This window comes from uncultured Tenacibaculum sp. (assembly GCF_947495995.1).
In the GTDB taxonomy this organism is placed as follows: Bacteria; Bacteroidota; Bacteroidia; order Flavobacteriales; family Flavobacteriaceae; genus Polaribacter.
In genome coordinates this window covers 375607-390046 of record NZ_CANMAX010000002.1, presented here as the reverse complement: position 1 = coordinate 390046, position 14440 = coordinate 375607, and the positions used below count along the sequence as shown (strand labels likewise).

Here is a 14440-nt window from a genome sequence, read left to right as displayed (position 1 = left end):
CTTATAGTCGTATAAAAGGTAAACCTTGCTTAGCTTGATAAAATGTAAAGGCAATCCACAAAGCATATGATAATCCAAAAATAGTAACAACAATAATTTTATTACGATCTGTTGTTTTCCATTTTTTAGATACTAGAAATGCTAATAAAGGAATTATTTGTAAGCCGTGCAAACCAAAAAAATGAGCTACTCTTAAATCTCCTGCAATTGTACTCCAATTTACTAAAGGTAAACCTTCTCCTCCATCAGCTACACCAACGTTATGAGCTAATTGACTAATCATTTGTCCACCAACCCAACTTCCAGCAACAATAATAATCCATCCCATTAATATTGCCCATTGAACTGATTTTTCAACTTTAAGCTTTAATCTAATTGTTTCAAAAATGAAAAGTATCATAATTAAAACATTAATAGCAACTAAAATTCCCATAGCTGCAAATAGCAAACCATCTAATAGAGAAGACTGATTATAATGTGATTTAACACCTCTTATTCCTTGCGTTACTATAATTCCGGTTTCAATTAATAAAGTCCACGAAACAATATTATTAAGTATATTTTTCTTTAGTTTAGAAAAAGGATATAAGGTCATGAAATATCCAAGAGTCAAAATATAAATTGCTCCAGAAATCAAGAATTTTAAAGGTTTAATCCAAACATTTACTCCCATTAAAGCTCTGTCATCAACAAAAACTCCAACAATAGCAATAATAGCGAAAATTAGATGAGCTAAAACAATACTATAAAGTATAGGACTTTCTTTTCTTACTGTACTGAATACGTGTGTGATATACTTTTTCATGACTATGCCTTTTTTATGAATTTGATAATCATGAATAAAAGAAAACCAATTGGTCCGAACATGAATGTTCCAAATAAACATGGAGCCATTACTACAGGATGAATTTTAAGTTCTTTGTTTTGAACTAACATCCACATTCCAACAACAAGATCGAAAGCTAAATAATGAACCCAACCAGCCAATACTGCATTTTCTACAGTGAATAATTGCATTACAGAAGCTAAACTTCCAAAATCCATCATTCCTCCCTGTCGTATTGAAATAAAGATATAAATCGCATAAATTATTGATAACAATAAAGGAATAATTTTAAAATCGATTAAAAATCGAGTTACCTTCCATTTCGGTAAAAAAATCATTAAAATCCACATCGGCATGGCTAGCATGCCAGAAATAGAAAAAACTTCAGATGGTGTCATATTGAATTATTTAAAATTGATAGTCAAATATGCCACCATAATATAAGAAACAGAACTTCAATATTTTGAACTGTCGTCTTTTAATGTTGAATTGTCACAAAAAAGAAAAACCACTAAAAATGTTACATCTGAGTGTTTACATATTCAGGATGAGGCTTCGGAATTTCACTTTTATCATCTCCAATCATTTCTCTGATATCGATCTCAATAGCTCTAGAAATTGTAGTTATAGGAACATCATTAGCAATTCCTTCAAAAGGATTTTCAGAAACATCACCAATACGTTCCATGGTGAAGAATATCCAAGAAATTATAATACTAAACGGAATAGTTAACCAAATAAAATTATCTGCCATAAAACTAAATAACGTTCCTGTAACTTCTGTTTTTAACAAGGTCTCCCCTATTTTTTCAAACTCAGTCATTAATCCAAATGGAAGTAAGATCATGAAAATCCATGCGAAAAATAAGTTTAACGTAGCAAATTGTCTTGGATATGGAAAGTTTTTAATTCTTTCAGCTTTACCTTGTAACGTAAATAACTCTCCAATCATATTTTTAAATTCCATATGACGAAAATCATCGATTAAACCTTGGAATTTTAATTCTTTTATATGTTTTGACTGAAGATTTAATACAGAAGTTTGTTTGTTCGTCATACTCAAAACAGTTTGTTTTTCTTCTTCAGATAAGTATCCTTTTAATTCATCACTTAAAGAATATACATATTCTTGAATATGCATTTTTTTCATAACTTCTTTATCTGATCTATTACTTGAAGTCGTCTCCCATGGCTTTTTCACTCGTAGTGCATGTCTTAAAGAAGTCATCCAAGCAACATGACGTAAAATCAATTCTTTTTTAATTTTAAAAAACTCTTCATCGGTTTTGTCTTTTACAGCATATTCATTTGTAATAAAATCATTTACCATAGTAGCAAAAAGTCGAGAAGCATTTACAATACCACCATAAATTTTTCTAGCTTCCCAAAGACGACCATAAGAAGCATTGTTTTTAAAACCAATAATGAAAGCTAAAGCTGTACCAATTAAACCTATTGGAAGCCATGGTAAGTGTAACCATTTCCAGTTTAATACTTCGTATAAAACTACAGGAATAATAGCCAATAAAGCGAAAATATAAATATAACGCCTTGTCCAACTTAGCATTCTTTTAATAGAATAGTTCTTTCTAGTATACATAATATTTTAGGTTAAAATGAAAGGATTTCATTATTAGATTTCTTCTTTCTAAGATATAGATAATTACATTCTTTTTCTAATTGATAAAGAGACAAGTAAAGTTTTCTTTATTTGTCTCTTTAAATGATAATAAGGGATTTACTTCTTAGTTAATCTCTTGAATATCCATTAACATACCTTCCCAATTCTTTTGATTATCGTGATCGAATTGTGCTCCGTTTTCATCGGCTACAGTAAAACGTTTGATTGCTGGAGTTTTACTTGTTGCTTGATATAATTGATACGCCTCTTCCTTTAAAGCATCAGCAATTGGTAAATCGATAGAAGCGTATACAGCTCTTTTACAAGCTTCAATAGATTCTGCTGGGAATTTGGCAATACGTTCTGCTAAAGCATCAACATACGGTCCGATTTCATCTGCATCTAAAGCTTTATTAATTGTTCCGAATTTTTCAGCTTCATCTGCATCCCAATCTCTTGCTCCTAAAATAATTTCTAAAGCTTTACCTAAACCTGCTTGTCTAGCCATTCGAGAAGCTCCACCACCACAAGGTAAAATTCCCATACCAACTTCCATTTGCATGAATTTAGCTTTTCCTCTGGCTGCAAAACGCATATCTAATGCTAAAGCCATTTCATGTCCGCCACCACGTGCAAAACCTTCTATTTTAGCAATTGTTGCTTGTGGTACATTGCTTAATCTTTCTAAAACTGCTTGAAGATCTAATAATTTTACTTCGTTTCTAGGTACAGCTTCTTCAGACATGTCTCTTAATAAGTTTGTATCGTAGTGACAAACCCAATATCCATCGTTTGAAGATTGGAAAACTACTACTTTAACAGTTCTATCTCTTTCTAAACGAAGACATAAACTGCTTAAATCTGCTAACATTTCTTGACCTTGAACATTAACTGGTCCGAAATTGATTGTTACATAAAGGATTCCTCCTTTTTGTTCTGCTGTAAAAGTTTGAAAATTTTTGTAATCCATGATTTATTATTTAATTATTAATTGATAATTCCTGCGAAAGTGTGTTGTTTAATTTTTCCGTTTTCAGTGATATAAGTATCTGTGGCTAATTGAACAGCGATGTATTCATTTTTACCATGCCAAACGAAATACACAACGTTATCGTGAACTTCTTGCTTTTGAGTTATAAAATCGAAGTCTTTAAAATTTGGGAGAAACTCTTTATAAAATTCAAAGATTTCTTGCTGACCTTTGTATGTTTTATCTGGAGTTATAAATATTGCATCTGTAGTATAATCTTGTATAACTAGTTCTGGATTTAGCGTTGCAACGGCATCCATATGACTATCAAATACTGCTTGAGGATTTTTCATAATTAGCTTTGTTTATTAGTTACAATGCAAAATTATGATGGCAATACGTCTTTGTTTTAGTAAGAAAAAATGAGCTTTTAGTAAAAAACGAGGGTTTAGAGTTTTTGGAATAATCTATTATTGATTTTCTCTAAATTTTTTAGCTGTAATACCTTTAAGATTCAGGAAAGTTTTATCTAAATGACTACTGTCTGTAAATCCTAATTCTTGAGCAATTTCTGTAATCGTTAACGTTGTGTACTTTAATCTTGTCTCTGCAAGTTTAATTTTATACGTAATAATGTATTTTTTTAAACCAATATTCATTTTCGATTTAAAATACTGACTTATATAATTTTCTGAAATATTAAATTGTTCAGATAAGTGCTTTTTACTCAACTTTTCAGGAGTATGGATATGAAAATGGATATAGTTAAGTATTTCCTGAATTTTAGAGTCTTTACTTTCAGTCTTTACAACAACAACATTTCTAGAAATTATATGTAGAATCGCGTGAAGTATTGATTTTAATACTGTTTCGCTTTTTAAAGTATCATCACTATATTCATTACATAATGCAGTAAACAAAGCCAATACACCATTTTCTTCATTTTCTGAGCTTAATTGTATTTCAGAAGTTCTATTGGTACCTTGAAAGATAATTTCAATTTTTCTAAACCACTCTTTTACTTGTAACTCTTGGGCTACAGAAGAATATTCATTAAAGAAACTGTTTAAAAACTTAATCGCAGATACCGTTGTTGGTGTTTCTATTTCTAGATTATATTTATCATTAGGAATTAAAATAAAGATCTGTTTATCTGTATATTTTACTCTATGATTATTTATAATAATATGTCCTTCTCCTTTTTCAATAAAAAGGATTTCAAAAAAACGAATGGCTGTATACTGACAAAATTCTAATGTAGATACTTCTTCAAATTTTTGAATAACTATATTTTCAAATATGGTTCTTGGCATTTGATAACGAATACACTGTAAAGTTACTCATTAACCAAAAACATGTCAATAACGGTCAAATATGATAGTATATTAACACTTTACCTAAACAAATAGTCATTTCACATTAACATTAGATAATGAAAACGATAATAATTTCATAATATCGGTTCAATTAACTATTTTGGTGAATTGGAATGTATAATTGCTAATATTAGGATTTCCCCGATGAAAAACTGGTTGTTGAACCATATATATTCGAAATTAGTTTATGTATGTATTGCAATACTTTTATTTCAGAATAATAGTTATGCTAATAATACATATGTAAATGATTCTTTAACAATCAATCTTAAAGATATTTCATTAAAAAACCATCATGAAATTGATTTAAAATCTGATTGGGAATTCTATTGGAAAGAATTAATAGAACCTGGAGATTTTAGTGGTAAAGAACCTCTAGCAATTGTAGATCTAAATAACTGGACGCACTTTAAATCTCCTGATGGACAACATTTACCTTCATTTGGATTTGCTACGTATCGATTAACATTTAGTATTGCAGAAGATCGTCCAAATGTCTCTTTATATATTCCTTCTGCTTATGCTTCTTCAAAATTATGGATCAACGGAAAATTAACTTCTGAAATCGGAAAAGTCGGCACCACAAAAAAAGAAACATTGCATCGTAGGCATACACAAATTATTCCTTTAAACACTAATGAATCTACATTTGAAATTGTATTTCAAGTTGCAAATTTTTATCACAATAAAGGTGGTTTAGATAAGCCTTTAAAAGTTAGTGATAGTCTTCATTTACATTCAGTAAAATCGAAACGAATAATAGCCGATATGATTTTTATCGGTTGTTTAGGATTTATAGGTACATTCTTTATTTTATTCTTTATGCTATATTGGAATAAAGACAGAGCCATAATTTATTTGGGAATAGCTTGTGTTTCTTTGGCTTATATGGCACTAAGTGATCGTTATGCGCCTTTAACAGAGATATTTGATGAAATCAGTTGGATTTTACTAACAAAAATTGAATACACTTCTCTCTTTATTGCAGGAACTACAGCTAGTTTATTTTTCTCTGTAATATTCGAGCAATTTGTACATCAATTTTATGCTAAAATTCTTAAAATTAGTTTTTGGGTACTTACGGTATCAGTAATTCTTTTGCCTCCACCATACTTCACCAATCTAATTTTGCCTTTTTTACTTCTAATGATTGTCAATTTAGTATATGTTACCTATACAATTGTTAGAGCAATGATTACTGGTAAGCTACACGATTCTATTTTGATGTTAGCTAGTACACTTTTAGGTTCATTAGTATTTTATATTCATATTTTCGTGTTCTTAGGTAAAAATGAAAATGCTATTGTTTATGTAAATTTTGGATATGTTACAGTATTCTTATTACTATCGATGCTTTTAATGGTTCGTTTTTCTAAATCGTTCCGACAGTTAGAAAAATCAACAACACTTGCTTTACAACAGAAGAAAGAAATCTCTTTAAAATCTAAACAACTTACTGAGATTAATGCTGAACTAAAAGAAAACTTAAGACAATTAGAAAGTTTTAATGAAGAGTTAGACAGTTTTAATCATATTGTTTCTCATGATTTAAAAGCTCCCTTAGTAGCAATGCATTCTTTGGTTACATTTATTGAAGAAGATCTAGAAGCTGAATTAGATGATAACGCTAAGAAGTATTTTGAATTATTAAAAGAGCGAATCTCTAAAATGAATGCGCTTATTAATGGGCTATTAGAGTACTCTAAAGTAGCTAGAGGTGATAAAGCTAGAGAAACCTTTAGTTTAAATGAATTGTTAGATGAAATTTCATCGGTAATTAATTATCAGAATAACAGTATTATTAATTTTCCGAAAGAAGATTATTCTGTATTTGCCAATCGAATTGAATTAGAACATGTATTTCAAAATTTAATGAGTAATTCGATTAAATACAATGATAAAGAACAAGTTATTATAGATATTGATTTTAGCGAGAATGAAAAAGAATATACTTTTTCTGTTGCTGATAATGGTCCGGGAATTGATCCTCAATATCATAGTAAGATTTTTGAAATTTTCAGCAAGTTAAATACTAATGATGAAGTTGAAAGTACAGGAATTGGTCTTTCAATTGTAAAGAAATTAGTTTCTGAAAATCAAGGAAAAATATCAGTAGCATCTGAAAAAGGCAATGGTACAAAAATTAGTTTTACTTGGATAAAAGAAAAAGGTTAAGCTCTATATCTTATTAAAATAAAAGAGCTTAACCTAGTAAGTACCTAAATTAATTAAATCGATATCCCTTTCTTCCATTAATTAATTCTAAAAACTAAATTAATGCATCTGGTTTATTCGAGATATGATAAATATCAGTTTAGGATGTCTTTTTGAAAAGTTGCTTGTCAAGATTAAACTTTAATTGACAATTTAAGAATTCATAATTAATTCCATCCTTTGAAATAATATTTTCAGGTAGAACTATGATTCGTTTAAAAGCTTGTACAACTTTTGAACGTCTTGATCGTCCTTTCTGTTCTGGACGTTCTCCGCAAATGGCTAGCATATTATCTTCGTAATACACTCTAAAATCCCATTTAAGAGAATTTGAAAAAGTTAATTTAACTGAATAATTTTCTTCAGTTTCATTGATCGATAACGGGGGTAAATAATCGTTGTTTCTAAGAAAGTAATTACTGAACTTAATGTAATCATTAGTTACCCAAGGCGTTAAATCTTGATTGAATTTAGTAGTATACATAAATAAAATAAAGTTTATAAGCTTAATAATTCAGTAGCAAGCTCAATATAAATAACAAAGAGCTAAAAAACACTTAACCTTAGATGAATGAACATATTTAAACGTTGAATGCTAGTATTTTAAATATAAGTGACATTGATATTTACTTTATTTAGAAAAAATTAATCATAAAAAAAAAAATGAATTTTCAAAATAGAAGGATTTAAAAGAGTTAAGCTTCTATATTAACATATTTTATACAGAAGCTTAACATAAATAAGCAAGTAAGTACTTAAATCAATCGAATCGATATCCCCTTTCCGCAATTAATCAACTTACTTGGCTTTATAAAATTTAATTTTAAGTACATCAAGTACCATTATTCATTAGGCATTCTTTGAATAGCTTAAATATTAGATTACAGTTTTTAAACTCAAAATCAATTTTATCTTCAATTTTAATGCCTGTAGGGATTATTATAATTCTCTTAAAAGCTTGTATAGTTTTAATTTGTTTAGGTTGTTCTTCGCTGTTGTTTTGACGCTGACCACAAATAACTAATAAATCATCTTCCCAGTATACTCTAAACATCCACTTACATAAACCTGAAAAAATTAATTTAACGGAATAATAATCATCAATTTCTTCGATGGTTAATGGAGGCAAATAATCATTATTTCTTAAAAAATAGTCACTGAAATTAATAAAATCGTTTGTAACCCAAGGATTTGAATCTTCATTAAATTTAGTAGCATACATTACATTTAGAATTTAATTGTTGGATATTTGAATTACTACTACAATTTAATTCGATCCATAGTAAAAACGATCTAAACTTAGATGTATAGACTGTTTTTATCGTTCAATGCTTGTATTTTTAATTATGAGTGAAAGTTTAACTGTAACTCCAATTAAACGCTTTAAAAAGTGCTTTCCAGTTTTCTGGTAAACTTGAAGTTAATTGTAAAGTTTCGTTTGTAAAAGGATGAATAAACTCTAATGAAGCGGCGTGTAAAAAAAGTGTATCCCAATTAAAGTTGGTTTCATACATCGCATTGTGATTTTTATCACCGTATTTACCATCTCCTATAAGCGGATGGCTAATTTTATTCATATGAATTCTTAACTGATGTAACCTCCCTGTTTTTGGAGATAATTCTACCAAACTATATCTAGAAGAATCGTAAGGTTTCACAGGAATATCTAGTGTTACATTTTGTAATGTTTTCAGATGTGTTTCAGCGTCTTTATGTACTTTACTATCTTTTCCTTTCACTGGAGAATCAATTATTCTAGTTTCAGGTGAAAAACCTCTTACAACTCCTAAATATTTCTTTTGAATTTCATTATCTGTAAATAACTGTTGAAACTTAGAAACATACTGGGTTTCTTTTGTAAGAATTATAATTCCAGAAGTTCTTCTATCTAAACGATGAACAGGATAAAACTTTTTCTGAAATTTTTCATCTAATAATTGTAATAACGATTGTTCTTCTCTGACATTTCTAGAATGATATGCATGGTGCACAACTACATCGTTTGGTTTTGTAACTACCAAACAATAATCATCTTCATAAATAACTTCTACGTTCATTATTACTCTTGTATTAAATTGACGGCAAATGTACCAATTATAGTAAAATAAAAAACCGTCTAAAACTATATTTTAGACGGTTATTAATACTAATCTTTATTTCTTTTTAGAAGTCTTGGAAAATAGCGTGCATCATACGCTTTTTATCATTGATACTTTCTTCTAAAGAAATCATTGTTTCTGTTCTATTTACACCATGAATTTCATCAATCTTGTAAATAATGTCTTTAGCATCATTTGTGTCTTTAGCTCTTACTTTACAGAAGATATTGTATTTCCCTGCAGTAACGTAAGCTACAGTTACATTTGGAATTAACCTTAGGTTATCGATAACGTGTTGTGTCATAGATGTTTTCTCTAAGAAGATACCAACGTGAGCTATAAAAGCATAACCCATTTTTTCGTAATCTAACGTTAAAGTAGATCCTTGTATAATTCCTTCATCTTCCATTTTCTTCACACGTACGTGAATTGTTCCTGCAGATACTAATAATTTTTTAGCTATGTCAGTAAATGGCGTACGAGCATTTTCGATTAAAATATCTAATATTTGATGATCGATTTCGTCTAATACAAATTTCTTCATTTTTTAATTTTATTCATAGTATTGGGCAAAAATATGAATTATTTTTAACAAACAACAAAGTTATCAGGTATAAAATTCAATATTTAATAAAAAATTAATACTCGAAAACGATTTCGTTGTGTCCTTTATGATCATTTAATTCACCTTCTTGACGTTTTTGTAACGTAGAAACGAATTGGTTATCTATTATTTTATCTTCATACTGATATGCCTCGTCTTTTTTATTTTTATATCGATGAATTACATCGAAAAATAACTTGTTATTATTCGGTATATCAAAATAAGCTTCGTAAGCAGAAAAATCGTTATTATTCGCTACGTAGTATAAACCTTCTAATAACGAATAGAAGTTAAATTTTCTTACCTCTTCTCTATTATAATCGTTAGGATAATGACCAGCTTCTATTAAAATAGTATTGTGTCCTAACTTTTGAAAATTATCTCCAGTTGCTGTTGGGTAGAATTCATCAGTATATCTTCCTACATGATTTGGAATTACTTGTTGCAATAAATTATTCATTGCAATAATTACATTCATAGTTTCTTTTCTACCTGGTGTTAAAGCTCTTGATTCTTCTTCTGAAGGAGCTAAAAACGAAATTGTAGCAGGATTTTGAGTTCCTTCTACTCCAAAAATTGTTCTTTGATCATGTAAATTGAAACAAAACTCAGGATTAAAAGCATCTAAAGTATTACGAAGTAATTTACTTTCACAAGCTTCTAAAGCTACTGCATCACGATTTAAATCGACATTTTTAGAATTAACTCTTGTATAAGCTAAAGAACCATCTGGGTTTAACATTGGAATAATCGTTATCTCACAATTGTTTAAAATTGAAGAAACAATTTCATGTTCAGTATATGCATCTAAAAATTTAAATAAATCAAAAAGTGCTTTAGTTCCTGTACTTTCGTTACCATGCATTTGACTCCAAATCATGATTTTTTTAGTTCCAGTTCCTAATTTTAATTTATAGATGTTTCTATCCTCTTCTGAAGTTCCAAGTAATTCAACTTGAAATAATTCTTTATTAAGTGATTGTATTAAAGGTTCTACGTCAGAAAGTGTTACCCACTTTCCAAATAATTTATCTTCTTTAATTTTTGGATAAAGTTCTTCTAAAAAAGGTATCGTAATGCTTGTATTCATATTTAAATTGAAAACCAATTTTTAACTAATTCCTTCTCTATTGGAGTTACAGAATTATGTACGTAATCGTTTTTGATAGGATCGTATTTGTAGTCTTTAGACCAAACTTCTATATTTTCTGACAATTCTCTTAGTGAATCACAAACAAAATCTAACTCTTCATTTGTAATCGTTGGATGAACTGATAAACGTATCCACCCCGGTTTTTCAAAAGAACAACCATCTGAAATTAATTCTTTTATTGTTTTTGATTCGTTCTCTTTAACATTCAGTAAAAAATGTCCGTAAGTACCAGCACAAGAACATCCTCCTCTAGTTTGTATACCAAAACGGTCATTCAATAACTTTACAATTAAATTAAAATGATACTTTTCAAAATAGAAAGAAAATATACTTAATCGTTCTTTATGTTTTGGAGCTAATATTTTAACTCCATCTAAACTTTCAAGACAATTAAAGATAACCTCATTAATCTCATCTTCCCTAGCTTTAATATTCGATGTTCCCATTTGGTCTTTCAATTGTATAGACAACGCTATACGAATTGTTTGCAAAAAGGCCGGAGTTCCTCCATCTTCTCTTGTTTCAACATCGTCTATATAATCATTTTGCCCCCAAGGATTAGTATAGGTGACTGTTCCTCCACCAGGATTATCTGGCACCATATTTTTATATAGTTTCTTATTGAAAATAAGTACACCAGAACTACCAGGGCCGCCTAAAAATTTATGTGGAGAAAAGAAAATAGCATCTAAATATTCATCTTCGTTTTCAGGATGCATATTAATATCTACGTAAGGTGCAGAACATGCAAAGTCTACAAAACATAATCCGTTATATTTATGAATCAAAGCCGCTATTTTATGATAATCAGTTTTTATACCTGTTACATTAGAACCCGCAATAATTGAAGCTATTTTTATAGGACGGTCTTTATATTTTTGAATTGTTTCCTCAAAAAGATCTAAGCAGATTAATCCTTCATTATTACACTCTACTACTTCAACATCTGCTATCGTTTCAATCCAAGAAGTTTGATTTGAATGATGTTCCATATGACTAACAAAAACAATAGGTCGTTTTTCTTCAGGAATAGTCGTATGATCTTTCAAGTTTTCTGAAACTTTTAAACCAAGTATACGTTGAAATTTATTCACAACACCTGTCATTCCAGAACCTTCTGTGATAAGTATATCATCATCTGTAGCATTTACATGACGCTTAATAATATTTCTTGCTTCATGATAAGCTAAAGTCATTGCTGCTCCTGAAGTAGAAGTTTCTGTATGTGTATTCGCTACAAACGGACCAAATTCATTGATTAGTTTATCTTCTATTGGTCTATACAATCTTCCACTAGCTGTCCAATCAGTATACAACAGTTTTTTTTCTCCATAAGGAGTTGTAAAGACTTGATCTATACCTATAATATTGTCTCTAAATTGCTGGAAATATTGCTCTAAAGTCAAAGTTTCAATACTCTTCATAATACGAATTTCAATAAAAAATTTCGATTGTTAAATTTCTTACCACATATTTAACAATCCTACTAATTTTGTATGGTAATAAAAAATCCCGCATTTTTGCGGGATTTAAATTAAATTATCTCTTTAATTTCTTTTATAAAACGTTTAGCCAAATCATCTGCTTTTTCTTGCGATGTGGCTTCTGTATATATTCTAATGATTGGTTCTGTATTCGATTTTCTTAAATGAATCCATTCTTGTGGAAAATCAATCTTTACACCATCTATAGTATTAACATCTTCATTTTTATATTTTTCAGCCATAGTTGCTAAAATCTTATCTACATCGATCTCTGGAGTTAACTGTATTTTGTTTTTACTCATGAAATAACTCGGATAACTATCTCGCAAAGCTCTACAAGAAATTTTCTTATGTGCTAAGTGTGATAAAAATAAAGCAACACCAACTAAAGAATCTCTACCATAGTGAGCATCTGGATAAATAATTCCTCCATTACCTTCTCCTCCAATAACAGTATTTGTGTCTTTCATCATCTGCACAACATTCACTTCACCTACTGCACTAGCAGTATATTTTCCTCCATGAATTTCAGTAATATCTCTTAATGCTCTAGAAGAAGATAAGTTAGAAACTGTATTTCCACCTTGATTCTGACTTAATACATAATCTGCACAAGCAACTAATGTATATTCTTCTCCGAACATTGAACCATCTTCACAAATTAATGCTAAACGATCTACATCTGGATCTACAACAATACCTAAATCTGCTTTCTTTTTTACTACTAACTCAGAAATATCAGTTAAGTGTTCTTTTAAAGGTTCTGGATTATGTGGAAATTGACCATTAGGTTCACAATATAATTCGATACATTTTACACCTAATTCTTTCAATAAAGCTGGAATTGCAATTCCTCCTGTTGAGTTTACACCATCAACAACAACTTTAAATTTAGCCTTTTTAATTGCTTTTTTATCTACTAAAGGAAGTTTTAAAACTTCTTTAATATGTTTCTTTATGTAGTTTTTCTTCTTCTTGTAAATACCTAAATCATCAACTTCAGCAAAATCAAAGTCATTGTTTTCAGCTATTTCAAGAATGTTTTTTCCGTCTTCACCATTTAAAAACTCTCCTTTTTCATTTAAAAGTTTTAAAGCATTCCACTGTTTAGGATTATGTGAAGCGGTAAGGATAATTCCTCCATCTGCTTTTTCTAGTGGTACAGCTACTTCAACTGTAGGCGTTGTAGATAAACCTAAATCTACTACATCTATACCTAAACCTATTAATGTATCTGATACCAAACCACTAATCATTTTACCAGAGATTCTTGCATCTCTACCAATAATGATTTTTATATCTTTCTTATTTTGATTCTTCTTCTTAATAAAAGTTCCATAAGCTGCAGCAAATTTAACTGCGTCTATCGGAGTTAAGTTATCACCAGTATTACCACCAATGGTACCTCTAATTCCTGAAATGGATTTAATTAATGTCATATTTGTTTTTTCGATTTTCAACAAATATAAACATCTAAATCCGATGCAAAAAAAAACACTGTAAATACAGTGCTTTTTTAATTTATTATGTGCTATGCTTTTATAATCTAAACATGATACCAGCATTTAAAAATCCTCCAGAATCTACACCTGAATAAGAAGCTCTAAATGACATTTTGCTATCTATTTTATATTCGAAAATTGGTCTAAAGTAAAAACCATTTCCTGCATTGTTGATTCCAATAGCATATCCCATATCTAATCCTAAATCGATTTTATTTGTAGCTTTAAATCTACCAGCACCAGCTAAAGGTAAAATAATAGAATTTCCTGTAGTTACTACAGCTAAACCAGTTGCAGCACCAACTTCGAATCTACTATCTACATTAAATAAATAATCTACATCTCCACCAATTACAAAAGAAGAATCACCACTTCCAGTAGTAAAACCAATATTAGCACCTATTCTTAATTTTCCATCTTGAGCTAATCCATTAAAAGCAAAAGCTATGAACGCCACGATACATAAAATTTTTTTCATTTTTTAGATTTTTAATTTGATACTCTTAACGACAAATATAACGCCTAAGTATAAAATAATTCATTTTAATTGTAAAAATTAAATTATTCATATGTTGCTAAAAACAAAAAGCC

The 14440-nt window shown here is 29.3% G+C and carries 15 protein-coding genes; 1 reads left to right on the top strand and 14 read right to left on the bottom strand.

Annotated elements, in window-relative coordinates:
• Position 1: 1 nt before the first annotated feature.
• From Q1A15_RS06915 to Q1A15_RS06890, 6 genes are all read right to left on the bottom strand, one after another.
• The gene (locus Q1A15_RS06915; protein WP_299620858.1) at positions 2-805 is read right to left on the bottom strand and encodes a hypothetical protein; all 804 of its coding nucleotides are present in this window, start codon (positions 803-805) and stop codon (positions 2-4) included.
• A gap of 2 nt (positions 806-807) precedes the next feature.
• The gene (locus Q1A15_RS06910) at positions 808-1224 is read right to left on the bottom strand and encodes an ABA4-like family protein (RefSeq protein WP_299620855.1); all 417 of its coding nucleotides are present in this window, start codon (positions 1222-1224) and stop codon (positions 808-810) included.
• Positions 1225-1346: 122 nt separating this feature from the next.
• Entirely contained in the window at positions 1347-2426 is a 1080-nt protein-coding gene (locus Q1A15_RS06905; RefSeq protein ID WP_299620852.1) for a bestrophin family ion channel, read from the bottom strand.
• 145 nt (positions 2427-2571) lie between these two features.
• Complete coding sequence (locus Q1A15_RS06900) at positions 2572-3417, bottom strand: enoyl-CoA hydratase/isomerase family protein (RefSeq protein ID WP_299620849.1); 846 nt, start codon at positions 3415-3417, stop codon at positions 2572-2574.
• 17 nt (positions 3418-3434) lie between these two features.
• On the bottom strand, positions 3435-3770 hold the full coding sequence (locus tag Q1A15_RS06895; RefSeq protein WP_299620846.1) for a nuclear transport factor 2 family protein: 336 nt from the start codon (positions 3768-3770) through the stop codon (positions 3435-3437).
• A 117-nt stretch (positions 3771-3887) separates the two neighbouring features.
• Complete coding sequence (locus Q1A15_RS06890; RefSeq protein ID WP_299620844.1) at positions 3888-4730, bottom strand: AraC family transcriptional regulator; 843 nt, start codon at positions 4728-4730, stop codon at positions 3888-3890.
• A 222-nt stretch (positions 4731-4952) separates the two neighbouring features.
• Here Q1A15_RS06890 and Q1A15_RS06885 point away from each other — a divergent pair, with 222 nt between their 5' ends.
• Positions 4953-6968, top strand: coding sequence for an ATP-binding protein (locus Q1A15_RS06885; protein WP_299620841.1), 2016 nt, complete (start codon positions 4953-4955; stop codon positions 6966-6968).
• A 139-nt stretch (positions 6969-7107) separates the two neighbouring features.
• On the opposite strand, the gene Q1A15_RS06880 is transcribed toward Q1A15_RS06885, so the two are convergent.
• The 8 genes from Q1A15_RS06880 to Q1A15_RS06845 form a co-directional block, all read right to left on the bottom strand.
• Complete coding sequence (locus Q1A15_RS06880) at positions 7108-7491, bottom strand: Hsp20 family protein (RefSeq protein WP_299620838.1); 384 nt, start codon at positions 7489-7491, stop codon at positions 7108-7110.
• 348 nt (positions 7492-7839) lie between these two features.
• A complete protein-coding gene (locus tag Q1A15_RS06875) occupies positions 7840-8229 on the bottom strand; it encodes a hypothetical protein (RefSeq protein ID WP_299620835.1) in 390 nt (129 codons plus the stop codon).
• 136 nt (positions 8230-8365) lie between these two features.
• Complete coding sequence (locus Q1A15_RS06870; RefSeq protein ID WP_299620832.1) at positions 8366-9064, bottom strand: pseudouridine synthase; 699 nt, start codon at positions 9062-9064, stop codon at positions 8366-8368.
• A 106-nt stretch (positions 9065-9170) separates the two neighbouring features.
• Positions 9171-9650, bottom strand: a complete 480-nt coding sequence (locus Q1A15_RS06865; protein ID WP_075340951.1) for a winged helix-turn-helix transcriptional regulator — start codon at positions 9648-9650, stop codon at positions 9171-9173.
• Positions 9651-9744: 94 nt separating this feature from the next.
• On the bottom strand, positions 9745-10800 hold the full coding sequence (locus Q1A15_RS06860; RefSeq protein WP_299620824.1) for a M14 family zinc carboxypeptidase: 1056 nt from the start codon (positions 10798-10800) through the stop codon (positions 9745-9747).
• Between the two features lie 2 nt (positions 10801-10802).
• Positions 10803-12287 carry an aminotransferase class V-fold PLP-dependent enzyme gene (locus Q1A15_RS06855; RefSeq protein WP_299620822.1) on the bottom strand — a complete coding sequence of 495 codons (1485 nt, stop codon included), beginning with the start codon at positions 12285-12287 and terminating at the stop codon, positions 10803-10805.
• Positions 12288-12397: 110 nt separating this feature from the next.
• Complete coding sequence (gene glmM, locus Q1A15_RS06850) at positions 12398-13786, bottom strand: phosphoglucosamine mutase (RefSeq protein WP_299620819.1); 1389 nt, start codon at positions 13784-13786, stop codon at positions 12398-12400.
• Positions 13787-13886: 100 nt separating this feature from the next.
• Complete coding sequence (locus Q1A15_RS06845) at positions 13887-14327, bottom strand: hypothetical protein (protein WP_299620816.1); 441 nt, start codon at positions 14325-14327, stop codon at positions 13887-13889.
• Positions 14328-14440: the final 113 nt, after the last annotated feature.

Excerpts from the sequence above, each read along its gene's own strand:
- Q1A15_RS06915 (WP_299620858.1), bottom strand. The coding sequence starts at position 805 with ATGAAAAAGTATATCACACACGTATTCAGTACAGTAAGAAAAGAAAGT.
- Q1A15_RS06910 (WP_299620855.1), bottom strand. The coding sequence starts at position 1,224 with ATGACACCATCTGAAGTTTTTTCTATTTCTGGCATGCTAGCCATGCCG.
- Q1A15_RS06905 (WP_299620852.1), bottom strand. The coding sequence starts at position 2,426 with ATGTATACTAGAAAGAACTATTCTATTAAAAGAATGCTAAGTTGGACA.
- Q1A15_RS06900 (WP_299620849.1), bottom strand. The coding sequence starts at position 3,417 with ATGGATTACAAAAATTTTCAAACTTTTACAGCAGAACAAAAAGGAGGA.
- Q1A15_RS06895 (WP_299620846.1), bottom strand. The coding sequence starts at position 3,770 with ATGAAAAATCCTCAAGCAGTATTTGATAGTCATATGGATGCCGTTGCA.
- Q1A15_RS06890 (WP_299620844.1), bottom strand. The coding sequence starts at position 4,730 with ATGCCAAGAACCATATTTGAAAATATAGTTATTCAAAAATTTGAAGAA.
- Q1A15_RS06880 (WP_299620838.1), bottom strand. The coding sequence starts at position 7,491 with ATGTATACTACTAAATTCAATCAAGATTTAACGCCTTGGGTAACTAAT.
- Q1A15_RS06875 (WP_299620835.1), bottom strand. The coding sequence starts at position 8,229 with ATGTATGCTACTAAATTTAATGAAGATTCAAATCCTTGGGTTACAAAC.
- Q1A15_RS06870 (WP_299620832.1), bottom strand. The coding sequence starts at position 9,064 with ATGAACGTAGAAGTTATTTATGAAGATGATTATTGTTTGGTAGTTACA.
- Q1A15_RS06865 (WP_075340951.1), bottom strand. The coding sequence starts at position 9,650 with ATGAAGAAATTTGTATTAGACGAAATCGATCATCAAATATTAGATATT.
- Q1A15_RS06860 (WP_299620824.1), bottom strand. The coding sequence starts at position 10,800 with ATGAATACAAGCATTACGATACCTTTTTTAGAAGAACTTTATCCAAAA.
- Q1A15_RS06855 (WP_299620822.1), bottom strand. The coding sequence starts at position 12,287 with ATGAAGAGTATTGAAACTTTGACTTTAGAGCAATATTTCCAGCAATTT.
- glmM (WP_299620819.1), bottom strand. The coding sequence starts at position 13,786 with ATGACATTAATTAAATCCATTTCAGGAATTAGAGGTACCATTGGTGGT.
- Q1A15_RS06845 (WP_299620816.1), bottom strand. The coding sequence starts at position 14,327 with ATGAAAAAAATTTTATGTATCGTGGCGTTCATAGCTTTTGCTTTTAAT.